The 21,755-nt window shown below is 67.6% G+C and carries 20 protein-coding genes; 7 read left to right on the top strand and 13 right to left on the bottom strand.

Annotated features, from left to right (window positions below; all coding sequences use genetic code 11):
• Window positions 1–19: 19 nt before the first annotated feature.
• From ACGFNJ_RS39750 to ACGFNJ_RS39715, 8 genes are all read right to left on the bottom strand, one after another.
• Window positions 20–1,423: an AMP-binding protein gene (locus ACGFNJ_RS39750; protein ID WP_393461015.1), complete on the bottom strand. Its 1,404-nt coding sequence runs from the start codon at window positions 1,421–1,423 to the stop codon at window positions 20–22.
• Complete coding sequence (locus ACGFNJ_RS39745) at window positions 1,416–2,018, bottom strand: energy-coupling factor transporter transmembrane component T family protein (protein ID WP_393461012.1); 603 nt, start codon at window positions 2,016–2,018, stop codon at window positions 1,416–1,418. The genes ACGFNJ_RS39750 and ACGFNJ_RS39745 overlap by 8 nt, the downstream gene beginning before the upstream one ends.
• Complete coding sequence (locus ACGFNJ_RS39740) at window positions 2,015–2,695, bottom strand: energy-coupling factor ABC transporter ATP-binding protein (RefSeq protein WP_393461009.1); 681 nt, start codon at window positions 2,693–2,695, stop codon at window positions 2,015–2,017. The genes ACGFNJ_RS39745 and ACGFNJ_RS39740 overlap by 4 nt, the downstream gene beginning before the upstream one ends.
• Window positions 2,692–3,819 carry a thiolase family protein gene (locus ACGFNJ_RS39735; protein WP_393461006.1) on the bottom strand — a complete coding sequence of 376 codons (1,128 nt, stop codon included), beginning with the start codon at window positions 3,817–3,819 and terminating at the stop codon, window positions 2,692–2,694. Before ACGFNJ_RS39735 ends, ACGFNJ_RS39740 begins: the two co-directional genes overlap by 4 nt.
• The gene (locus tag ACGFNJ_RS39730) at window positions 3,816–4,934 is read right to left on the bottom strand and encodes a class I adenylate-forming enzyme family protein (protein WP_393461003.1); all 1,119 of its coding nucleotides are present in this window, start codon (window positions 4,932–4,934) and stop codon (window positions 3,816–3,818) included. The genes ACGFNJ_RS39735 and ACGFNJ_RS39730 overlap by 4 nt, the downstream gene beginning before the upstream one ends.
• Window positions 4,927–5,511 (bottom strand): biotin transporter BioY, encoded by a 585-nt coding sequence (locus ACGFNJ_RS39725; RefSeq protein WP_393461000.1) that lies wholly within the window; start codon window positions 5,509–5,511, stop codon window positions 4,927–4,929. The genes ACGFNJ_RS39730 and ACGFNJ_RS39725 overlap by 8 nt, the downstream gene beginning before the upstream one ends.
• Before the next feature lie 94 nt (window positions 5,512–5,605).
• Window positions 5,606–5,953 (bottom strand): DUF2277 domain-containing protein, encoded by a 348-nt coding sequence (locus tag ACGFNJ_RS39720; protein ID WP_393460997.1) that lies wholly within the window; start codon window positions 5,951–5,953, stop codon window positions 5,606–5,608.
• A gap of 62 nt (window positions 5,954–6,015) precedes the next feature.
• A complete protein-coding gene (locus ACGFNJ_RS39715) occupies window positions 6,016–6,897 on the bottom strand; it encodes a LysR family transcriptional regulator (protein WP_393460994.1) in 882 nt (293 codons plus the stop codon).
• A 129-nt stretch (window positions 6,898–7,026) separates the two neighbouring features.
• Here ACGFNJ_RS39715 and ACGFNJ_RS39710 point away from each other — a divergent pair, with 129 nt between their 5' ends.
• Genes ACGFNJ_RS39710 through ACGFNJ_RS39690 form a run of 5 tightly spaced genes read left to right on the top strand, consistent with a single transcriptional unit; the run spans window position 7,027 to window position 14,018 of the window.
• Window positions 7,027–8,754 carry an acetolactate synthase catalytic subunit gene (locus ACGFNJ_RS39710; RefSeq protein ID WP_393460991.1) on the top strand — a complete coding sequence of 576 codons (1,728 nt, stop codon included), beginning with the start codon at window positions 7,027–7,029 and terminating at the stop codon, window positions 8,752–8,754.
• A 33-nt stretch (window positions 8,755–8,787) separates the two neighbouring features.
• Window positions 8,788–10,050 carry a 5-aminolevulinate synthase gene (gene hemA / locus ACGFNJ_RS39705; RefSeq protein WP_393460988.1) on the top strand — a complete coding sequence of 421 codons (1,263 nt, stop codon included), beginning with the start codon at window positions 8,788–8,790 and terminating at the stop codon, window positions 10,048–10,050.
• Window positions 10,051–10,094: 44 nt separating this feature from the next.
• Window positions 10,095–11,285 (top strand): MFS transporter, encoded by a 1,191-nt coding sequence (locus ACGFNJ_RS39700; RefSeq protein ID WP_393460985.1) that lies wholly within the window; start codon window positions 10,095–10,097, stop codon window positions 11,283–11,285.
• A complete protein-coding gene (locus ACGFNJ_RS39695; RefSeq protein ID WP_393460982.1) occupies window positions 11,282–12,571 on the top strand; it encodes an aspartate aminotransferase family protein in 1,290 nt (429 codons plus the stop codon). Before ACGFNJ_RS39700 ends, ACGFNJ_RS39695 begins: the two co-directional genes overlap by 4 nt.
• A complete protein-coding gene (locus ACGFNJ_RS39690; RefSeq protein WP_393460979.1) occupies window positions 12,564–14,018 on the top strand; it encodes an NAD-dependent succinate-semialdehyde dehydrogenase in 1,455 nt (484 codons plus the stop codon). The genes ACGFNJ_RS39695 and ACGFNJ_RS39690 overlap by 8 nt, the downstream gene beginning before the upstream one ends.
• 5 nt (window positions 14,019–14,023) lie before the next feature.
• Here the strand turns inward: ACGFNJ_RS39690 and ACGFNJ_RS39685 are convergent, their stop codons facing one another.
• The 3 genes from ACGFNJ_RS39685 to ACGFNJ_RS39675 form a co-directional block, all read right to left on the bottom strand.
• Entirely contained in the window at window positions 14,024–15,061 is a 1,038-nt protein-coding gene (locus ACGFNJ_RS39685; protein ID WP_393460976.1) for an alpha/beta hydrolase family protein, read from the bottom strand.
• A 484-nt stretch (window positions 15,062–15,545) separates the two neighbouring features.
• Window positions 15,546–17,321: a hypothetical protein gene (locus ACGFNJ_RS39680; protein WP_393460973.1), complete on the bottom strand. Its 1,776-nt coding sequence runs from the start codon at window positions 17,319–17,321 to the stop codon at window positions 15,546–15,548.
• Window positions 17,322–17,523: 202 nt separating this feature from the next.
• A complete protein-coding gene (locus tag ACGFNJ_RS39675) occupies window positions 17,524–18,501 on the bottom strand; it encodes an MFS transporter (protein WP_393460970.1) in 978 nt (325 codons plus the stop codon).
• 178 nt (window positions 18,502–18,679) lie between these two features.
• On the opposite strand from ACGFNJ_RS39675, the gene ACGFNJ_RS39670 reads away from it, so the two are divergent.
• Together ACGFNJ_RS39670 and ACGFNJ_RS39665 are read left to right on the top strand one after the other, a co-directional pair.
• Window positions 18,680–19,117 (top strand): YciI family protein, encoded by a 438-nt coding sequence (locus tag ACGFNJ_RS39670; RefSeq protein WP_393460967.1) that lies wholly within the window; start codon window positions 18,680–18,682, stop codon window positions 19,115–19,117.
• Between the two features lie 11 nt (window positions 19,118–19,128).
• Entirely contained in the window at window positions 19,129–20,397 is a 1,269-nt protein-coding gene (locus tag ACGFNJ_RS39665; RefSeq protein ID WP_393460964.1) for an RNA polymerase sigma factor, read from the top strand.
• A gap of 110 nt (window positions 20,398–20,507) precedes the next feature.
• On the opposite strand, the gene pcaC is transcribed toward ACGFNJ_RS39665, so the two are convergent.
• Entirely contained in the window at window positions 20,508–20,906 is a 399-nt protein-coding gene (gene pcaC / locus ACGFNJ_RS39660; protein ID WP_393460961.1) for a 4-carboxymuconolactone decarboxylase, read from the bottom strand.
• Entirely contained in the window at window positions 20,903–21,679 is a 777-nt protein-coding gene (pcaD, locus tag ACGFNJ_RS39655; protein ID WP_393460958.1) for a 3-oxoadipate enol-lactonase, read from the bottom strand. The genes pcaC and pcaD overlap by 4 nt, the downstream gene beginning before the upstream one ends.
• Window positions 21,680–21,755: the final 76 nt, after the last annotated feature.

Genomic DNA, 21,755 nt, shown 5'->3' with positions numbered 1-21,755 from the left:
TTCGCCCGAGGCGGGCCTGCTAGGAGTTCGGACCCGCCGTCGACCCGCGGTGGCCGCCGAAAACCATGGCCAGCGCTTGGCGGTCGAGTTTGCCGCGCGGCGTGCGCGGAAGACTGTCCACCGTCAAGAGCCGGACCGGAATGCTCGGCGTCGGCAGCGTTGCGCGCAGATGACGCCAGATAGCATCCAGGTCAGGGGCATTCGCGTCCACCACGATCGCGGCAGCGGGCGCCTCACCCATACGCGCGTCGGGAATGCCGATACACGCGGCCTCGGCAATGCCGGGCAGCGCGGTGAGTGCGGCTTCGATGGCGGCCGGCTCGACGTTGAGCCCCGCGCGGATGAGCATCTCGCTGTCGCGACCGAACAACCGGAGCTGGTCACCGGTCACCGCACCCCGGTCCCCCACCGACATCCACCCGTCGGCCGGGCCGTCGACCACGCCGCGCTCGGTGAGGTAGCCGTCGAACAGCATGTCGCTGCGCACGAATACCAAGCCGTCTCGGATCTCGACTTCGACGCCGTCGAACAGTTTGCCCGCCGATTTCTCGTCCTCGGCGCCGAGACCACGATCGAACGAAACAAAGCTCAGTTCGGACGCGCCATAGAAATGGACGAGGCCGGCATTCGGCACAACCTCTTGCAGCGCTTGCCTTCCCGTACGCGGCCACCGCGCCGCCGAGGACAACACCTCACGAACCTGTTCGAAAGGACCTGTCCCGGAGCGGACCACATCCCAGGCCACGGTGGGCACCGAATACAGATGTGTCGCACCGTCATTCAATGCCTCAACGGCGGAACGCAAGTCCACGGTCGCACCGCGCGTCAGCGCGTGCAACGCGCCGTACAGGAAATGCGTGTGATCGAGGACGCCGGGCACCGACACCCGGTCGCCACCGCCGATATCGAAGGTGGCGTCGGAACGATCGAGGGTCGCCGACCACGACTGTTGATTGCGCACGAACAGCTTCGGTTCGCCGGTGGTGCCGGAGGTGACGCCGACCAACAGCTCGGTCTCCGGTCGTGCCGTGCCCGGCTTGCCCGCCGATACCAGTCCGGCCACGGTCCGAATATCCCCGTCGAACCCCAGCTTTCGCACCCGCCGATGATGCGGCGGTGCGGCGACCACGGCGCCGGGCTGCGTGAGGTCGAGCACCCGGCTCAGCTGGTTCGGCAGCAGATGCCGGTGCAGCAGCACCACACTCACCCCGGCGTGCATCGCCGCCACCACCACGACCAACGACTCGACATCCGAAGTCGGCAGCACGGCAACCCGATTCATGCCGTCGAGCCCGGCGGCGGTGCGGGTGACCCGCGACCAGAATTCGCGATAGTCGACGTGTTCCCGTGCGGAGATGACGGCGCTCGACTCGGCGTATTCGGCGGCGCGCCTGGCGATCCGCGCGGCAAGCAGCTCAGTCATCGTCCACTCCTCTCGCGGCGAGGGCGTCACCCATCGCGTCCGCGGTGCGGAGCGCCCGCACCAGCACCGGCGTGACCAGCGCCGTCATCGACCAGTCCAGGCCGCGGGCCCGCCGCGCCTCCGCGACCTCGTGCACGATCCCGGCCAGCAGCGGCACACACCGAATGGCCAGTGCCAGTAGCAATCCCACCCGTTCCGGATCGACGCCGATCCGGCGTAGCGGCCCGAGGGACCGTGTCACGGTGTCGAGCAGATCGGTCACCCGGGTGGTGAGCGTGACCAGCGCCGCGAGCGCCACCGAGACCAGCAGCACGCCACACACCACGAAGGCCCGTGCCGGCGAGGTGAGCCACACCTGGAACGCGGCGATGATCACCAGCATCCACACCACCGGCCGCAGTTGCGCCACCGCGACGCGCCACGGAATCCGGGCGACCGCGAACAGTCCCGCCACCGCGATGCCGACCACACCGACCTGCGCCGGGGTCTGCACGAACACCGTTGCCGCCACGATGGCCGCGATCAACAGCAGCAGCTTGGCGCCTGCGGGCATCCGGTGCAGCAGCGAGTTTCCCGGGCGGTACAGCCCGATCATTCGACCAGTGCCCGATAAGCGGGGACGGCGGCGTCGGGTGTGCCGTCGAATGCCACCGCGCCGTCATCGATGACGATCACGCGTTCGAAGCTGTCCAGCAGCGCCAGCTGATGTGTCACGACGATCACCTGCTGATCGACGGCGTCGAGCGCGTCGGCGACGATCCGCGCGTTGCGCAGGTCGAGCAAGGTGGTCGGCTCGTCCGCGATGATCACCTCGGGCTTGCGAATGAGGACGGCGCCGATGGCGAGCAACTGCTTCTGACCGCCCGACAACAGATGCGCGGGGTGGTCGGCGTGCGCGTGCAAGCCGAACCGCGCCAACATCTCCTCCACGCGTGCCGCGATCTCCTGCTTCCCGAGTCCGGTCCGCCGCAGCGAGAACGCGAGATCCTCTGCGACCGTTGGCATCACGATCTGGGTATCGGGATCGGTGAACACGAAACCGACCTTGCGCCTGACCTGCGCGCCCTTGCGAGCCGCGTCGACACCGTCGACGGTGACCGTGCCCGACGTCGGTTTCAGCAGACCGTTGATCATCCGCGCCAACGTCGACTTGCCCGATCCGTTCGAACCGATGATCCCGACCCGGCGCTCGGTGATGCGAAGCGAGATATCGCGCAACACTTTTCGATCCCCGAACGCATGACTCACCGAATCGAAGACGATCTCGGTCACGACACCCGCTCCACCAGCATCGCGATACCTTGACCGCCACCGATGGCGCACGCCGCCAGGCCGAGCCCGGGTCCGTCCGCGCGCAACATCTGACTTGCCAACCGCACCAGCAGAATCGCGCCGGACGCGCCCCACGGATGGCCCATCGCGATGGCGCCGCCCTGCGGGCAGATGATGGATTCGTCGAGCCCCAATTCGTCCGACACCGCGAGCACCACCGTGGCGAAGGCCTCGGTGATCTCGACGATGCCGAGATCGGCCACCTCGAACCCGGTGCGCTTCAGCAGTTTCCGGATCGCGGGCACCGGACCGAGCCCGGGGTACGCCGGATCGGATCCCGCGACCGCCGAGCCGAGTATCCGGAGCGCGGGCAGCCCGGCCGCCAGCGACTCGCTGGTGACCGCGAGAATCGCGGCGCCATCGGAGATTCCGCACGAGTTGCCCGCGGTCGCCGTGCCCTCGGCGCCGAAACTGGGGCGCAGGCGAGCAAGCCGCGCCTGCGTCATACCCGCGCGGATACGTTCATCGCGCTGCACCGCGCCGATCGGCACGATCTCCGCCGAGAAGTCGGCGGCCGCGGCGAGCGTATGGGACCGCGCCGCGTAGGCGTCCTGCCGCTCGCGGCTGATGCCGCGCACCCTGGCAAGGTCGTCGGCGGCCGCACCCATGTCAGGATCCGAAAAGCCCGGTGGCGCAAAGGGAGCGCGGGTATATCGCACGGGTTCGGCGCCCGCGGCCGGCGGCCAGAAGCGCCACGGCGCGGTGCTCGCCGATTCGACGCCGCCTGCCAGAATGAGCTCGTCCGCGCCGCTACGCACCCGCAGCGCCGCCTGCATGACCGCGTCGAGTCCGGAACCACACTGACGGTCGACGGTCACGCCGGGCACGTGCTCGCCGAACCCCGCCTGCAATGCCGCGATCCGCGCCGGATCGCCGCCGGGCCCGAGGCAGTTGCCGAGCACCACATCGTCCACCTCGGCGCCGACGCCTGCCGCTCGCAGCGACGACACCACCTCGCGCAACACCGGGGCGGCCAGGTCGGCCACGGTGCGGTCGGCCAACCCGTGCCCGGCGTTGCCGATCGGCGTTCGACGCGGCGCTACCAGAACGGGGACCGGACTCATGTCAGCAAGTCTTTCAGCTGCCCTCGGGCCACCTTGCCACTGGCGGTCTTCGGCAACGCGGACAGCGGCACCCAGCGGCGCGGCATCGCCTCGCGCCCCAGCACGGCGCGCGCCTGCGCGCGCACCGCGCCTATCCCGATGCCGTCGTCGAGTTGCACTGCCGCCGTGACGGTTTCACCGAACACCGCGTGCGGTGAACCGATCACCGCCACCGCGACGACACCGTCGAGGGTCGCGAGAATGCGCTCGACATCCTCGGCGACCACGGTGGTGCCGCCGACGTTGATCGCCGATTCCCCCCGACCACGGACCGTCAGCGTGCGGTCGGCGCCGAGCTCGGCGAGATCGCCGACGCCGAACCATTCGGGCGCACCGAGCACACGGTAGGGGCTCCGGACATGGAGCAGCCCGTCACGGATCTGCGCGTCGACACCATCGAGCAGGCGCAGCGGTTCGGGCACTCGTCGCGCCGCGACCAGGGAAACCTCGGCGGACCCGTAGTACTCGATGATCTCGACGCCGTGCGCCGCCGCAGCCGCGCCCTCGTCCAGCGCGATGCCTGCCACGATCGCGGTCCGCAGCATCGGCGCCAGGCCGATCACCTCACGCAGCACCGCAGGCACCGCGTGCACGACGGTGGCCCGCGCCGGATCGTCGGTGACGCACGCACCGACCCACAGCGCGTGCAGCGCGCCGAACAGATGCATCGTCGCGTGCAAGGGCCCGGTGATCAGCACCCGATCGGCGGGCGTGACGCCGGTGATCGCGGTGAAGTCCGGGAAGCTGTCGTACCAGGACGCCGCCGTGCGAGCCAACGGCCGCGGCCGTCCGGTCGAGCCCGAGGTCGTCACCAACAGAAACGCCGACGGTGGAATGCTCGGGCGCTCGGGCCTGACGGCGGGGTTCTCGACCCGCACCGGCACCCCCTGCCTGGCGGCGGCACACACGCAGATCAACGCCTCGGGCACCGACAGCGTGGAGGCGTCGTACTCGCCGGACCCATGCCGTTCGATCCACTGCTCGATGGCATGGTCGAGTTCGCCGTATGTGTAAGTGCGGCCGTCGAATTCGAGGGCAGGCCGATCACCGGCGCCGCCGAGTTCCCGACTAGGCACGAATCAGGCCCGGGTACGCGCGGTGCACTCCCTTCGCGACCACTGTCGCGACAACGACCTTCGCCAGATCTCCAGGAATGAACGCGAAATTCGTGCTGATCGCGTGCGACAGGTCCAGGTCGGTGCGAATCAACAGCCCGACAGTGCCGAACAGGTAGATGACGAGCAACCCACCGATCGCGTTGATCAGCAGGCCGAGCACGATCGGATACTTCGGCAGGATCCGGTAGGTCAGCAGGCCGATGACAAGGGCGGCGGGGATCCAGCCGACGAGGTATCCGGCGCTCGGTCCCGCCATGGCCGTCAATCCGGTGCGGCCACCGGAGAGCAAGGGCAGCCCGATCATGGTCAGCGCCAGGAAAACCACCACCGCCGCGGTCCCCTTGCGCGCGCCGAGCACGGCACCGGCCAGGATGACCCCGAGTGTCTGCACGGTGATCGGCACACCGCTGAATCCGACCGTGATGGCGCCGGGCAGGCCCATCGCCGCGATCAGCGCCGCGAAGACCGCGATCTGCGCCATGTCTCGCGCGGAGAGGGCGAAACGCGCCCCCCGAGAGTTTTCGACTCCAGCCACGACGAACTTCCTCCCGCTCACGCTCTTGAACGACGTTCAAGATAGCAGGCGGGGTGCACAGGGGATTCACCTGCGCATAGCGATCCCGAACGGGCTAGTCGTGGGGGTGTGCGTGGTCGTGGTCGTGGGGGTGCGCGTGATCATGAGGGTGTGCGTGATCATGGGCATGCGCATGCTCGCGGGCACGAATCCGCGCCTGCACCTCGGGACGCCGCAGCGGCGGCACAGACTTCGGTGGCACCTTGCGCTCGGGCAGTTCCGCGAGCAGCCTGGCCGTGATGGCCGCGATGTCGGCCACAGCGGCATCGACGGCGGGCTGGGTCGCGGCCGAGATGCTGGACAAGCCGCCGACCTTGCGGACGTATTGCAGCGCCGCGGCCTGGATCTCCTCCTCGGTCGCTGCGGGCTCCAGCCCTCGAAGGGCGGTGATGTTTCGACACATACCTCGAGGCTAATCCGCCCCTCCGACACTGTGCCGAGTTCGCGGACGCACCCCGCGCCGGGCTAACCGCTGCGCCGCCACCATTCGAGGAAGTGGGCGAGCGCGGGCGCATCCGACTCCCGCATCCACGCAATGCTGATGGCGATGCGCGGCGGGTCGGTGCCGAACGGTATGACGACGATATTTTCGTGGGCGATCCTGGTCGCCCGCTTCCGGTCGAGCACGCTGATTCCGGTGCCGCCGGAAACCACGTCGAGGACCTGTTCGGCGTCGGACTCCTCGCCGACCAGATTCGGCGCCCCGTCGCCCCAGATATGCCCGACGAGTTCGTCATAGAAATCGGGTCCGGTTTGCCTCGACCACAACACAATTGGCTCATCGACGATGTCCTCGATGGCGACAGTGTCGCGAACCGCCAGCGGATGCTCCTTCGACACCACCACCGCGGCCTCTTGGAGTCCGATCAGGTGCGTCTCGACGCGCGGGTGCGCGATATTTCCGCGCACGAACGCGACGTCGATCTCCCCCGATTCGAGCAGGTCGAGATTCCAGGCCGTCCACCCGGTAATCGTCGAAACGGTGATGTCCGGAAACTCCTTGCGGAAATCCCGAATTCGCTGCGAGATATCGCTGTCGGAACCCGATCGAGTGAAGGCGACCTTAAGTTCACCCGCCGTCCCCGATGCCCTGGCACGGACCGACCGCTCGAGGTCCGCGGCGGCCGTCAGAAGTTGCTGAGCGCCCGCTTGCAGCGCCAAACCGGCCGGTGTCAGGACGAAAGCGCGGCCACTTCGGGTCAGCAAATCGACCCCGAGCTCCTTTTCCAACGCTTTGACCTGCTGAGACAGGGCGGGCTGGGTGATATGCAACGATTCCGCCGCGCGCCCGAAGTGCCGGTGCTCAGCTACCGCTAGGAAGTAACGCACGCGACGCAGATCGTCCACGCCGGTCAGCCTAGCCAGATAAGCGTTCCTTATCAACGGGAAGTAAATACGTATTGGACCTGCGGGACTTCGTGGCCCGAGACTGTGTCTACCGAGCAGTCCTAGTCCGCTATCGCGAGAAGGTATCCGATGCCTACGACAGTCGCCACCGCCATCGCCGAAAGTCTGCAAGCCAGGGGAATTACCGAGTTCTTCGGCCAGAGTCTGCCGTCGCTGCTGGTTTTGGCCGCCGAGGATCTCGGCATACGGCAGATCGTTTACCGCACCGAGAATGCGGCGGGCACGATGGCCGACGGTTTTGCCAGGGTGTCGCGGCATTGCTCGGTCGTCGTCGCACAGAACGGGCCCGCCGCAACGCTTCTCGTGCCGCCGCTGACCGAGGCCGCGAAAGTGTCCATTCCCGTCGTCGCCTTGGTACAGGACGTGCCGAGTCCGTTTCGCAACAAAAATGCGTTTCAGGAAATTGATCACCAAAGCCTGTTTTCCGGATGCACCAAATGGTTCGACCGCCTCGATGATCCGGCTCGAGTCCACGACTATCTCGACGCGGCCTTCCGGGCCGCGACCAGCGGCAGGCCGGGTCCCGCCGTCCTGATGCTGCCCAAGGATGTGCTCGAGCAACTCGCTCCCCCGCCGCCCGCAGGCCACGTTCCCAGCAGCACCGCATTCCCGCTCGATCGGATCCGGCCGCCCGAGGCCGGCATTCGCGCCGCAGCGGAGGCGCTGGCCAAGGCCGAACGCCCGCTGGTCATCGCGGGTGGCGGCGCCATCTCCTCGGATGCGGGCGCCGCGCTGGCCAGGCTGAGCGACCTGGCGTCGCTGCCGGTCGCGACGACGCCGATGGGCAAGGGCGCGGTCCCGGAGACGAACGACCTGAGCGTCGGGGTCATCGGCAACTACATGGGCGAACACGGCGTCACGCACGGCATGCGCGACTGGATCGCCGACGTGGACACCATCCTGCTCGCCGGGTCGCGCACCAACGAGAACGGCACCGACGGCTGGACCCTGTACCCGCCGGAAGCCACCGTCATCCACCTCGACATCGATCCGACCGAGATCGGCCGCAACTATCCCGCGCTTCGCCTGGTCGGCGACGTCAGGACCGGCATCGACGACCTCGCGACCGCACTGCGCGGCCTCGACCTGAGCAAGCGCAGCGCCGACCGGCCCGCGATCATCGAGCAGATCGCCGGGTCCCGCGCCGCCTTCGAAACGAACACGGCCGCCGTCCGCACCTCGACGCGACAGCCGTTGCGTCCAGAGCGGGTGGCCGACGAGATCAGCACGCTGCTGCCCGACGACGCGATCGTCGTCGCGGACGCCAGCTACTCCTCGATCTGGGTGGCCAACTACATCCGGGCCACCACCGCAAGCCAGCGTTTCCTGCTGCCGCGCGGCATGGCCGGACTCGGGTGGGGACTCCCGCTCGCGCTCGGCGCCAAGGCGGCACGACCTGGCTCACCGGTCATCTGCGTTGTCGGCGACGGCGGATTCGCCCACTGCTGGGCCGAAATCGAGACCGCCGTTCGCGAACACCTCGCCGTCGTGGTGGTCGTGCTGAACAACTCCATCCTCGGCTTCCAGAAACACGCCGAAATCGTCCAGTTCGGCCGACCGACCTCGGCCGTCGAACTAGGGCACGTCGACCATGCGCAGATCGCTACCGCGTGCGGAGCACACGGCCGCACCGTCCACAGCGACGTGGAACTGCGTGACGCACTGGTGAAGGCGATCGTCGAACCGACGACGACCGTCTTGGACGTCATCACCGACCCCGACGCCTATCCACCGGTCACGGGCTGGGACACCAACCACGCCTTGATCGATCACCTTGCCCACCAACAGCTCAACTGATTCCACCGCATCCACTCGACATCGGAGATTCCCATGGCTTTCGACTACACGGCCTTTTTCGAGAGAAAGATCGACGACATTCAGGCGTCGGGTCAGTACCGCACGTTCGTGGAGATCGAGCGGCTCGCGGGCCGCTTTCCGCAAGCGGTACACCATCATCGGGACGGACTACGCGAGATCACCGTGTGGTGCAGCAACGATCACCTAGGCATGGGACAGTTTCCCAAGGTCGTCGAGGCGATGCACCGGTCGATCAACCGCTCGGGCGTCGCGGCCGGTGGCTCGCGCAATATCTCGGGCAACAACCACACCCACATCCTGCTGGAACGCGAAGTGGCGCAACTGCATCGCAAGGAAGCGGGCCTGACGTTCATCACCGGGTACGCGGTGAACGACGCCGTGCTCGGCGTGCTCGGCAAGCATCTGCCCGGCGCCATCTTCTTCTCCGACGAGCAGAACCACGCGTCGATGATCCTCGGCATGCGCGCCTCGGGTGCGGACCGAGTCATCTTCCGGCACAACGATGCCGCCCATCTCGACGAGCTGCTGGCGGCCACCGATCCCGACCGCCCCAAGATCGTGGCGTTCGAATCGATCTACTCGATGGACGGCGATATCGCGCCCATGCCCGAACTGTGTGCTGTCGCAAAAAAACACGGCGCCCTCGTCTACGTCGACGAGGCGCACTCGGTGGGCATGTACGGTCCGGAGGGATCCGGCATGGCGGCCCAGTTGGGTTGCGCCGACCAGGTGGATCTGCTGATGGGCACCTTCGCCAAGGGCTACGGCACCCTCGGCGGCTACCTGACCGGGCCGGCGCCGATCCTCGACGCGGTGCGGAGTTTCGCGCCCGCGTTCATCTTCACCCTCGCGATGCCGCCCGCGCTCGCGGCGGCCGCGCTGGCGAGCGTGCGGCATCTGCGGGAGTCCGACAACGAGCGAATCCTGTTGCACCACCGTGCCGGACTGCTGCAGGACCTGCTCACCGACGCCGAAATCCCGTTGGTGTCCACCGAAAGTCACATCGTTCCGGTCCTCGTAGGTGACCCGCACAAATGCAAACAACTCGCCGACATTCTGCTCGAGGAGTACCACCAGTACGCCCAGCCGATCAACTTCCCGTCCGTGCCGAGGGGCACCGAACGCCTCCGGATCAACCCCTCGCCGGTGCACAGCCCCGCAGCTGTCCACAAGTTCGCCGAGATCGTCGACACCGTCTGGTCTCGGCTGAACCTGCCCCGCCGTGCGGCGCTCCCGCTGACCACGCACGAGACGCTGGAGAAGGTCTCGGTATGAGCCTCGGCACGCGGCCTCTCGAACCACACCGGAGCCTGCATCCGGTGGTGGAGGCTGAGCCCACAACGCCGTGGGCTCAGCACATACTTCTCTACGCCGCGTTCTTCCTGATGGGCGCCGAGATGTACCTGGTCGCGCCGATGCTGCCCGGTATCGCCGACTCGCTGCACGCGTCGGTCGCGGCGTCGGCGACCATCGTCACCGCGTACGTGCTCGTCTATGCGATCGCGGGTCCGCCGTTCGGCATCATCGCCGATCGGTACCCGCGGCGGTGGTCGATCCTGTTGGGCTGCATCGTGTTCCTGCTCGGGAACCTGGCCTGTGCGGCAGCGGGCACGCTGGCACTGCTGGTCGCGGCGCGCGGGCTCACCGGGCTCGGCGCGGCGATCGCGGCGCCCGCGATCTGGGCGTATCTCGCCGAGCGCACGCCTGCGCACCAGCGCGGCCGGGTGATCTCGACCGGCGCCAGCGTGTACTCGCTCGGGCAGGTGCTCGGCGTGCCACTCGGCGCGGCCCTCGCCTCGCTCACCAGTTGGCGCTGGCCGTTCCTCGCCGTCGGCGTGCTGATGGTCGCGACATCGGCGGTGCTGTACAAACGGCTCGATCATCTGCCGGTGACCGGGACGGCGCGCGGCTTCTCGGCACTGCTCGCGCCGTGGTCGCAACCGCGAATCAGCCTCGGGCTCATCGCAACACTGTTGTTGCAGGCGGCCAGGCTCGGTGCGTACACGTTCATCGGGGTGCTCTTCGCCCAACGATTCGGCTTCAGCCTCACCACCCTCGGGCTCGTCGGTCTCCTCGTCGGCGCCGGATCGCTGATCGGATCGCTGAGCACCGGCGCCGTCCTGGATCGGCTGCACAAGCACAACGTGAGCGGCGTGTGGGTCTCGGTCGTCGCCGCGGCGGCGTTCGCCCCCTGTGCCGCACTCGCTTTGAGCACCGGGCACCTGATCCTCGCCCTGGCGGCGCTGTTTCTCTGGTGCGTCTTCGGCGGCTCGTTCTACTCCAGCCAGCAGGCCTACCTCTCCAGCGCCGACCCCACCCAGCGCGCCTCCGTCGTCGCATGGAACAACTCGATGATGAACGCGGGCATCGCCATCGGCACCACCCTGCTCGGCACGCTCGCCGTCGGTGGCGCCGCCTTCGCCGGGGTGACCTGCGCCCTCGGCATCGCCGCGGCGCTGGTATCGGCCGCCCTGCTCGTCCTCCTCAGAAAGGACCGTCAGCCAGCATGAATTCCGCATCGAGCACTGTGCTGCCCCACCGGACCGCGCTCCCCGTTGCCACCAGAGCCCTCGGCGCCTACATCTACGACGCCGACGGCAACGACTATCTCGACGGCTCCTCCGGCGTCCTCAACGTCAACGTCGGCCACGCACATCCGCGCGTGGTGCAGGCCATCGAAACTCAGCTCAGGCAGCTGTCTTTCGTGCACCGCACCCAGTTCCGCAACGAGCAGGCGGGCGAGCTCACCGAGCGGCTGCTCGCGATCGCGCCCGACGGCACCGTCGCCGTCGAGTACAGCAACTCCGGATCCGAAGCCAACGAGTGCGCGCTGCGGCTGGCCTTCGCGGCCCAGCACCGGCGCGGGAAGACCAAGCGCACCGTCATCCTGTCCGAGGAACCCAGCTATCACGGGATGACGGCCGCGGCGCTGTCGATCACCGGTAGTCCCGGTAAACGTGATCCCTCCGTCGAGCCGCTGCTCGGGCCGGCGGACGGGACCCGAGTTCTGGTGCGTCCCAAGCCAGGTCGGCGACGCGCCACCCATGAGGAATGGGCGCAGGCCCTGCTCAATGTCGGCCCGTCCCGGGTCGCGGCCATCGTCATCGAGCCGCTCGGCGGCGCGTCCTCGGGCGCCTCCCCGATCGACATCGCCACCATGCACTGGCTGCGGCGGGAAACGAAGAACAACGGCATCGTGCTGATCGCCGACGAAGTCATGTCCGGATTCGGGCGCACCGGCAAGTGGTGGGCCTGCGATCACTCGTCGATCGCACCCGACATCCTCACCTCGGGCAAGGGGGTGACCGGCGGCTACACCAGCCTCGCGGTCACGCTGGTCGGCGCGACGGTGACGTCGGCCATCGCCGAACCGCTCGGCCCGATCGCGTTGGGCCACACCATGTCCGCGAACCCGCTCGCCTGCGCCGCCGCCAACGCCGTACTGAGCGTGATCGAGGACGAAGGGCTGGTGCAGAACGCCGCCGCGGCGGGGAGGTTCCTCGCCGACGCGCTGACTGCCCTGTGCGAGCGGTATCCGGGGCTGCTCGCCGACCAGTCGGGCATCGGCTTGATGCGCGCACTGCACATCGACCCGGCGCAGCCTGCGGACACCAACAAGCGAATCATCGCCGCCGCCAAGGCGAACGGGCTCGTGCTCTGCCCGGCGGGCATCGGCGCGACCACCCACTCCGTGCTGGTGGCGCCGCCGCTGACCAGCACGCCGGACGAGGTCGACGAGCTCATCGTTCGACTCGACAAGGCGTTGCAAGCGGTAGCGGGAGCCGACAATGCGTGAGGTGGCCGAGCTGCTCGACACCGTGCCGACTGACCTGTGGATCGGCGGGAAGCAGACACCGCCCGCGAGCGGACTGGTGTTCCCCGTGGACAATCCGGCGACGGGCGAGGTCCTGATCGAAGTGGCCGACGCCTCGGCCATCGACGGTGCCCGCGCACTCGAGGTCGCGGCCGAGACCCAAACGGGCTGGGCCGCAACGCCGGCCCGCTGGCGCGCCGAAATCCTGCGCCGCGCTTGGGAACTGGTGCTGGCCCGGCGCGACGACTTCGCGCTGCTGATGACGCTGGAGATGGGCAAGCCGCTCCAGGAGAGCTACGGCGAGGTCATCTACGGCGCGGAATTCCTGCGCTGGTTCGCCGAAGAGACGGTGCGCGTCCATGGCCGCTACACGCACTCACCGTCGGGCGGCGGCCGGATCCTCGTCACCAAACAGCCGGTCGGCCCGACACTGGCGATCACCCCGTGGAACTTCCCGCTCGCCATGGGCACCCGCAAGATCGCGCCCGCCCTGGCGGCGGGCTGCACGATGGTGCTCAAACCCGCCGCCGAGACACCGCTCACCATGCTGCTGCTCGGCCAGGTGTTCGCCGACGCCGGACTACCACCCGGCGTGCTGTCGATCCTGCCGACCTCGCAGGCGGCGGCACTCACCGATCCGCTGTTCGCCGACGACCGGCTGCGCAAGGTGACCTTCACCGGGTCCACCGCCGTCGGCAAACAGCTACTGGCGCAGTCGGCTTCGCGCGTGCTGCGCACCTCGATGGAACTCGGCGGCAACGCACCGTTCCTCGTGTTCGCCGACGCCGACCTCGATGCCGCGGTGGACGGCGCCATGGCGGCCAAGATGCGCAACACCGGCGAGGCCTGTACGGCGGCCAACCGTTTCCACGTCGACAACGCGGTGCGCGAGGGGTTCACCGCGGCGTTGACCGACCGGATGCGGGCACTGAAGATCGGCGCCGGCCACCTGGACGGCGTCCAGGTGGGCCCGCTGATCAGCGAGAAACAACGCGCAACGGTCGCCGAACTGGTGCACGACGCCTTGGCCAAGGGCGCCGTTCTCACCACCGGCGGCGCCGGTGTGCCCGGCGACGGATACTTTTTCGAACCGACGGTCCTCACCGACGTTCCTGGCAACGCCCGCATCCTGCGCGAGGAAGTCTTCGGGCCGGTCGCCGCGATCACCGGCTTCGACGGCGAGGAGGCCGGTGTCGCGGCCGCCAACGACACCGAATTCGGCCTCGCCGCATACCTTTACACCACCGACCTGAACCGTGCGCTGCGCGTCGCCGACGCACTCGAGTCCGGCATGGTTGGGGTGAACCGCGGCGTGATCTCCGATGTCGCAGCACCATTCGGCGGCATCAAGGAATCCGGCCTCGGCCGTGAGGCAGGCACCGAAGGTATCGAGGAATACCTCGAAACCAAATACATCGCCCTGACCTGAGCTGCTCAGCGTCCTTCCCGGTCGCGCAGCCACTTGCCGATGTCGTCCAGTGGTTGCCTGCTGATCGGGCCGATCGGGTCGTGCAGCAGATCCGTTGCCGCGCCGAGGGAATGGCCGAGGCCGGGATAGGTGATCAGGGTGTGATCCCGACTCCCGGCCTCAGCCAAGGCGCGGTCGACTCGGTGGGCAGCGACCACCGATACGTTGCTGTCGTTGTCGCCGTGCACGGTGAGGACCGGGATGTGCCGGAGTGTGGGAGCTTGCGCCGCGACATCGGCGAGCGTCGTCGGTGCGCCGTACAGGCGGAAGGCACCGCCTGCCAGTTGGGTGTCGGTGAATTGCACTGCCGCCGTCGGTAGTTCGGTGTCGAGATCGATACGCCCGTTACCGTCCAGGTCGAACGCCGGGTTGAGCACCGGCTGCACGGAGTCGAGGCCGTCCGCGAGCACGCCGACGAGTTCGTGCGGCACCACACCACCGTCACCACGCCACGCGCGCCCCAAATCGGCGATACCCACCGATCCTTCGCTGGCGAACCCGCGCAGATACGGAATCACCACCCGCTCCCACTGCGCGATCAGCCCCTCCCGCCAGGGAATCCCCACCACACCCTGCAGAATGACCCCGCGCAGGTTCGGCATGTTGTCCGCGGCCGCCGCGGCAACGGTCGTCCCTTCACTCCAGCCGTAGAGATACACCCGCTGCGGATCGATCCGGGGATCACCGGCCACCGCCTGAACCGCAGTACGCACATCCGCCACCAACTGCGCCATCGTCAGCTCGGTCCCGAACCGCGGATCGATATCCCCGATCCCGCGCACGTAATGCTTGTTGTACCGCAAGGTCGCAAACCCCTGCTCGGCAAGCGACTGCGTAACATCGGTGAACAGATGCCCACGCGAGGTCCCGCCTGCACTGGCATCGTCACCGTTCAAATCCTCCGGCCCCGACCCACTCACCAGAACCACCAGCGGCGCAGGCCGATCCCCCTGCGGATAACTCAGCTCCCCCTGAGATGCGAAGTCGCCGAACGATATCGACACCCCAGCCGACCCCACCGCAGCCTTCGATTCGACACCCCCTGCACATGCCGTAGCCCCAACAAGAACACCCGCCACGAGTGCCACCATCCACAGTGTGCGCATAACCGCGACGCTAACCCCGACGATCTCAACCGTCCTCCCCCCACAGTACGAACCACCCGTCCCCCGCAATCGATGGCTGTCGCGGGCCGGAGGCAGGGCATACCATGTGGTCCGATGGTCGGTTTACCACCACACCCGGAAGAGGACCTGATGCAGAACCCGAAGCTTTGGATTACCGCGCTCGGACTCGTGCTCGCACCATTTGCTGTAGCCGCGCCCGCTGCCGCGGCGGGCCTACCGCTCACCCCCGCAACCGACTCGGCAACCGTGATCGATCAACCGCAGCCGTGTGTGAACTACCCGGGCAACATCCCCTGCAATCTGTCCACCTTCTCCAGCTCATTGGGCATAGGGAAGTAAACAGCCTCGCCGACAAGACGATTCAGCGGTAGTAGACCTCCAGTTCGGCTATCGAGGTGAAGTAGGCTGTGCCGCCTGGCTTTCCGATGATGCGGACGCCGTCGCCGGAGGTGGTGGCGAAGTTGAAGGTGTAGGTGGTGAAGGGGCCTGCGGCGGGGGTGCAGGGGTAGCGCGGTTCGATCTTTGTGTTTCGGACGTCGATCCATTGGAAGTTTTGGCGTACCTGGACGCGCAGGCCTGCGGCGAACCAGCCGCCGTCGTCGAAGATTTCGCCGGTGGTGTAGACGACCTGGTTCATCAGGTAGGGCTGGGACCAGGTGAAGCCCCAGAAGTCGATGTCCTTGTTCTCCTGGTCGAAGCTGTTCTCGCTCTTGGTGAAGTCGCCGTCGTTGTAGTACTCGCTGTGCCCGTAGTGCGCGGACTTCTCGATCGGCGTCACGGCCGCGCCGCTGTCGGCCAGGTTGTCGCGTGGGTCCGGTTGGTTCGCGGGCGATTTCGCGGCGTACGGCAGCAGCGTCAGCTTGCGCAGGTTGAACGAGTAGGCGGTGTCGCCGCCCGCGCTGCCCACCCACCAGTTCGATTGCACCCACATCGAGGTGCCGTCGGGGTCGATGAACTTCGAGGGGATGGTGGTGGCGTAGCCCCCGTTCTTCGGTCCTGGGCAGCCAGGCCCACGACCGAACCACGGATAGCCGCCGAAGTCCTTGGTCAAGAACAGCTTCCACGGTCCCCACGGGCTCGGCGCCTCGTAGAACTCATAGGTGTATTCGGTCCAGGACGTGTACAGGTATCGCTTCAGCGCGCTGACGTAGACGACGCCGCCCTGGGAGATCACCGACAGGTTGTGCGGGTATTCCCGGAAGTTCCGCAGCGTGGGGTACTGCCGTCGGGTGTCGCGCAGCACCGGCCGCCGTTCTTCCACGTGCTTGGTCCATCGCGGCGTGTCACCGTCGAGTCCGGCGAAGAACTCCCACCGGTTCCGTTGCTCGACAGCACCTTTCGGCGCGCGGGCAAGGAAGAGGTCGAACGGGTCGGCGACCGTGGCGGTGAAGGACCCGCGCCAATTGCCGTCCAAGCCGTACGCGTAGACGTAGCGCGCCGCGTCCGCACCCAATGCGGCGGCCGTGTCGCGGGAGTCGCGCCCGAAGTCGAGGAAGAAGATGGTGGTGAAGACGCCGTCGGTGAACATCGGCTGCTGGGTTTTGTGCCAGGTGCGCCCGTGGTCGTCGGACCACGAAACGCTGGCGTTCGGCGCATCGTTGAACGCGATATCGCCCGGTCCGAGGCGCAGGTCCTGGATGGCGAGGTAGAGGCGCCCGTCGGCGCAGACGATGCCGGTCGGCTTCCTGTTGTACTTGCTCGGGTCGCCCCAGATCGCGCCGACCTCGTCGGCGACCGCCAGCACTTCGCCCGTCAGACCCGACTTGGGGTCACCGGTGATCCGGTTGACGACGATGTCGTGCCTCGGGCCGTCGCTGAACCCGCTGCCGTCGCCGTTCACCGAATACAGGTTGTCGTCGTCGGCCCAACAGGTCACCCACAGGTCGCCGTCGCTTTCGCTGTCGACGGCGAGCGCGTTCCCGACGAACGCCGTGGCAAAGAACGTGCTCAGCTGCGCGTCTGCGACACCACCACTCGTCACGGCCTTTTCGACAGTTTCGGCGACTTCGGTGGCATCGGGCTCGGGCACCTGCGACGGCGACCGCGACACCGCCACCCCCGCACCCGCCAGGCCGGCCAGCACACCAGCAGCTCCGGAGAGACCCAACACGAAGTGCCGCCGAGCCATCGGGCTCATCGACACCCACCCAGGTCGCGAGCGGAAAACTCGGCCGGTCGTACGCTACGAAGGACCCGGCCCGCACCGGACACCGGCAGGCTGAAACTGCAGTTCACACTGACCATCTTTCGAACAGAACGGTTTTCCGCACCGACAGTAGTTGCCGGAAGCCGATCACGGCTGCCACAAGCTGCCACCAAAACCATTGGCTCAGCCACAGTCAGGTGGTGCCGGAGGAACTCGGTGTCGGCTGTCCGACGGTTCCCTGCGCGGCAGGGTCGGATCCTCGGTCCCCTGCCAGCACCTGCCTGAGCAGGGCAACTACTATCACCGCCGCGACCAGCAGGATGACGACGCAGATCGCGGCCACGACATTCATCCCGGCGGTGAATGATTCCCGTGCGGCAGCCGCCAGCAACGCCCCGAGATCCCCGGCGAACGGCGTCAGGCCAAGCACGGACTGGAGATATTGGGTCAGATAGAACATGCTCGATGTCCCGATCAGCGCGTACAGCACCAGCCCGACGAGCATGGTGCTGAACGCCCGGTTCTCGAACAACCGCAGGTCCATGAACGGCTTGTCGCGGCGGCGTTGGCGACGGACGAAGGCAATACCGCAGCCAATCCCGCAGAGGCCGACCAGTATCGGGGTCGCCTGCGCGCCGTGGCGGGCGATCTCTTTGAGCCCGTAGCTGACTGCGACCATGGCGCCCACCGAGAGCAGGGCGCTGACGATATCGATGGCGCCACCGTCGGGGTTCCGATATTCATCGATAGTCAGCGGGCACAGCGCAAGCAACAAGACCATCACGGGCACTGCGAGCAGAAACGCTGAACCCCACCAGAAATGCGCAAGCACTACCCCACCGACCACCGATCCGAGGATGGCGCCGAGCGGAAAGCTGGCGGCCCACACCCCGATAGCGAGCCCGCGCTGATTCGGTTCGCGGAACATATTTCTGATCAACGCCAATGTCGATGGCGCGAGCGTCGATCCGGCGACGCCGAGTAGGGCCCGGCCCGCGATCAGCGTGGTGGCGTCGGTGGCGAACGCGGACACCAGGCAGGCCGCCGCGAAGCAAGCCGCACCGATCATCAGTAGTTTCCGGCGACCGATCCGGTCGCCGAACGCGCCCATCGTGATGAGTAGTCCGCCGACCATGAAGCCGTAGCTGTCGAGAATCCACAACTGCTGCACCGCGTTCGGCCGCAGATCCGCCGTGATCAGCGGTAAGGGATTCCAGAAGTCGTCTTTCGCGCTCGCCTCCGTACTGCGGATCCTGCCGGACGTGATCGTGCTCCACTACCGCAGCCAGCTGCCCCCTGCGGAATAGTGGCCGCTGGACCGCGGTCCGGCGCCTGGTAGGAAGAATTTCGTGCGAGGTGTCGATTCGGCGGGTGGCCGTTCGATGCAGTGGGGTGAGGGTCGGACGATCCTGACGACGACGAGCAAAGGACGCGATATGCGCTACATGATGCTGATCCACGTCGACCCGGTCACCGCGCCGGAGCCGGACGAGGCGTTGATGGAACAGGTGGGCAAGGTGATCGAGGAGATGACCAAGGCGGGCGTGCTGCTGGACACCAACGGCCTGCATCCGGTCACCGAGGCCACCAGGGTCACCCAGTCGAACGGCAAGCAGACGGTCGTCGACGGCCCGTTCACCGAGTCCAAAGAGGTGGTCGGCGGCTACTGCATCCTGCAGACCAAATCGCAGGACGAGGCGGTCGAATGGACCAAGCGTTTCCTCGGCGCACACGGGCCGGAGTGGGATATCGAGATCGAGATCCGGCAGCTCGCGGTGCAGGCCTGAACGGACAACGGATGACCCCCGACCGGTCGCCGGAACACGCCCGCCGCGCCGTGGAGACGGTGTGGCGGATGGAATGGCCACGGCTGGTCGCGGGGCTCACCCGCGTGGTCGGCGATATCGACGCCGCCGAGGAACTGGCACAGGACGCGTTGGTCGCGGCGTTGGAGCAGTGGCCGCGCGACGGGGTGCCGCCGAACCCGGGTGGCTGGCTGATGCTGACCGCCAAGCATCGCGCCATCGATCGGATCCGGCGCAACCAGACGTTCGCGCGCAAGCTGACGCAGCTCGGGCACGCGTTGCGCACCGAACCCGAGCCCGAGCCTGCGGTCGAGGCCGTCGAAGACGACCTGCTGCGGATGATGTTCACCGCGTGTCATCCGGCGCTGCCCGAGCAGGCCAGGGTCGCGTTGACGCTGCGGATGCTCGGCGGGTTGACCACCGAGGAGATCGCACGCGCCTTCGTCGCGACGGAATCGGCAGTGGCGCAACGCATTGTCCGCGCCAAACGCACCATCTCCGCGAAGCAGCTGCCCTATCAGGTGCCCGGCGCGGACGAGCTCGCCGATCGCTTGGACTCGGTGCTCTCGGTGGTCTATCTGATCTTCAACGAGGGGTATGCGGCGACGTCGGGCGACGACTGGGTGCGCGTCGAATTATGCGAGGACGCACTGCGGTTGGCGCGCATGCTCGCCGAACTGCTGCCCGGCGAACCCGAGACGCACGGGCTGCTCGCGCTGCTGGAATTGCAGGCATCGCGTCTGCCTGCGCGCACCGGACGAGCGAAAGACATTGTGCTCCTTGCCGATCAGGACAGATCACGGTGGGATCGACTGCTCGTCCGGCGCGGATATGCTGCGCTCGCCCGAGCCAATTCGGTGGCGCGGGAGCGTGGGCTCCCGCCGGGCCGTTACGCGCTGCAAGCGGCGATCGCGGCTGTGCACGCCATGGCGCCCACCTCCGACGACACCGATTGGCGCCGCATCGCCGGACTGTATGCCGTACTGGCCCAGCGCTTTCCGTCACCGATCATCGAGTTGAACCGCGCGGTGGCGGTCGGCAGGGTGCACGGCCCCGCCGCAGGCCTCGAACTCGTCGATGCGCTCGTCGCCTCAGGCGCGTTGGACACCTACCACCTTCGCCACGCGGTCCGCGGCGATTTGCTCACGCAGCTGGGCCGGCACGCGGAGGCCCGCACCGAGTTCGCCCGCGCAGCCGACCTGACCGCCAACCAGGCCGAACAAGCACTACTCCTCGACCGCGCCGCCGCCCCCGACCGCTAGCCCATCCGCACCCTTTCTCGAAATCCGCACCAGTTCTGTGGATCCGCACCCGTTCTGGGCGGCCAGAACAGGTGCGGATTGCTAGAAGGGGTGCGGATTCTGAGTGACGGTCACTCCGGAGAGGTCTTCGGTGGCGTGGCGGCGAGATCGGTGAGGACAGTTTGGGCGATGGCGAAGGCGGCGTTCGCGGCGGGGACGCCCGCGTAGGCGCCGGTGTGCAAGAGAACCTCGCTGATTTCGTCGGGGGTGAGGCCGTTGGTGAGTGCGGCGCGTACGTGCATGGCCAGTTCTTCGTGCTTGCCGAGGGCGGTGAGGATGGCGAGGGTGACGCAGCTGCGGGTGCGGCGGTCCAAGCCGGGGCGGGTCCAGATGGCGCCCCAGACCGATTCGGTGATGTATTCCTGGAAGGGGCGGGTGAATTCGGTGGTGTTGGCGGCGGCGCGGTCGACGTGTGCGTCGCCGAGCACTTCGCGCCGGACCTGCGCTCCCTGAATGGCACGATCGTTCACGAGTTCTCCTTCAGGTGCGTGAGGATGAGGTCGTTGACGGTGTCCGGTCGTTCGGCAGAGGCCAGATGTGCGCCGGGATGAACGATGCGCAGGCGTGCCAACGGAATCGTCGCGGCGATGTGCTCGCCGTGCGCCGGTGGGGTGGCCGGGTCGTCCGCGCCGACGATCACCACGGTCGGGGCGCTGATGCGAGCCAACCGCGCGTCGATGTCCATCGTTTCGATGGCGGCGCAGCAGGAGGCGTAGCCCTCCGCAGGAGTTGCGGCGATCATCTGCTGGTAGTCGCGCGTCCGGTCCGGATGGGCGGCACGCCACTCCGGCGTAAACCACCGCTGCACCGCCGCTTCGGCGATCGCGCCAGTTCCTTCGGCACGCACCGTCGCGGCCCGGTCGGCCCATGCTGTCGCCGGACCGAGGTCGGCCGAGGTGCAGCACAGGGTCAGAGTGCTCAGCCTGCACGGCGCGAACTCGGCGACCCACATACCGACCATCCCACCGAGCGACACCCCGACGAAGTGTGCGCGACGGATAGTCAAACGGTCGAGCAACGCGATCACATCGCCGCCGAGGTCGGCCAGGGAGTACGGCCCGACAGGCACCGGCGAGCCGCCGTGGCCGCGATGGTCGTAGCGCACCACCCGGTACCCCGCCGCGACCAGCGCGGCTACCTGCGGTTCCCACATCCGCAAGTCACTGCCGAGCGATCCACTCAGCACGATCGGCGGGCCGTCGACCGGTCCGTCGACGACGTGATTCACCAGCACCGCACCCATCACGATCTCCAATCAACCCGAACGACAACGCTGTTGCGCGTACCGGCTGCCTGCACGCCACCAGGCTGCCCGTCGA

Source organism: Nocardia sp. NPDC049149, assembly GCF_043197455.1.
Taxonomy (GTDB): Bacteria; Actinomycetota; Actinomycetes; order Mycobacteriales; family Mycobacteriaceae; genus Nocardia.
The sequence above is the reverse complement of the archived record's forward strand: the minus strand, read 5'-3'. Positions and strand labels throughout refer to the sequence as shown.

Excerpts from the sequence above, each read along its gene's own strand:
- ACGFNJ_RS39750 (WP_393461015.1), bottom strand. The coding sequence starts at position 1,423 with ATGACTGAGCTGCTTGCCGCGCGGATCGCCAGGCGCGCCGCCGAATAC.
- ACGFNJ_RS39745 (WP_393461012.1), bottom strand. The coding sequence starts at position 2,018 with ATGATCGGGCTGTACCGCCCGGGAAACTCGCTGCTGCACCGGATGCCC.
- ACGFNJ_RS39735 (WP_393461006.1), bottom strand. The coding sequence starts at position 3,819 with ATGAGTCCGGTCCCCGTTCTGGTAGCGCCGCGTCGAACGCCGATCGGC.
- ACGFNJ_RS39720 (WP_393460997.1), bottom strand. The coding sequence starts at position 5,953 with ATGTGTCGAAACATCACCGCCCTTCGAGGGCTGGAGCCCGCAGCGACC.
- ACGFNJ_RS39710 (WP_393460991.1), top strand. The coding sequence starts at position 7,027 with ATGCCTACGACAGTCGCCACCGCCATCGCCGAAAGTCTGCAAGCCAGG.
- hemA (WP_393460988.1), top strand. The coding sequence starts at position 8,788 with ATGGCTTTCGACTACACGGCCTTTTTCGAGAGAAAGATCGACGACATT.
- ACGFNJ_RS39695 (WP_393460982.1), top strand. The coding sequence starts at position 11,282 with ATGAATTCCGCATCGAGCACTGTGCTGCCCCACCGGACCGCGCTCCCC.
- ACGFNJ_RS39690 (WP_393460979.1), top strand. The coding sequence starts at position 12,564 with ATGCGTGAGGTGGCCGAGCTGCTCGACACCGTGCCGACTGACCTGTGG.
- ACGFNJ_RS39680 (WP_393460973.1), bottom strand. The coding sequence starts at position 17,321 with ATGAGCCCGATGGCTCGGCGGCACTTCGTGTTGGGTCTCTCCGGAGCT.
- ACGFNJ_RS39665 (WP_393460964.1), top strand. The coding sequence starts at position 19,129 with ATGACCCCCGACCGGTCGCCGGAACACGCCCGCCGCGCCGTGGAGACG.
- pcaD (WP_393460958.1), bottom strand. The coding sequence starts at position 21,679 with ATGGGTGCGGTGCTGGTGAATCACGTCGTCGACGGACCGGTCGACGGC.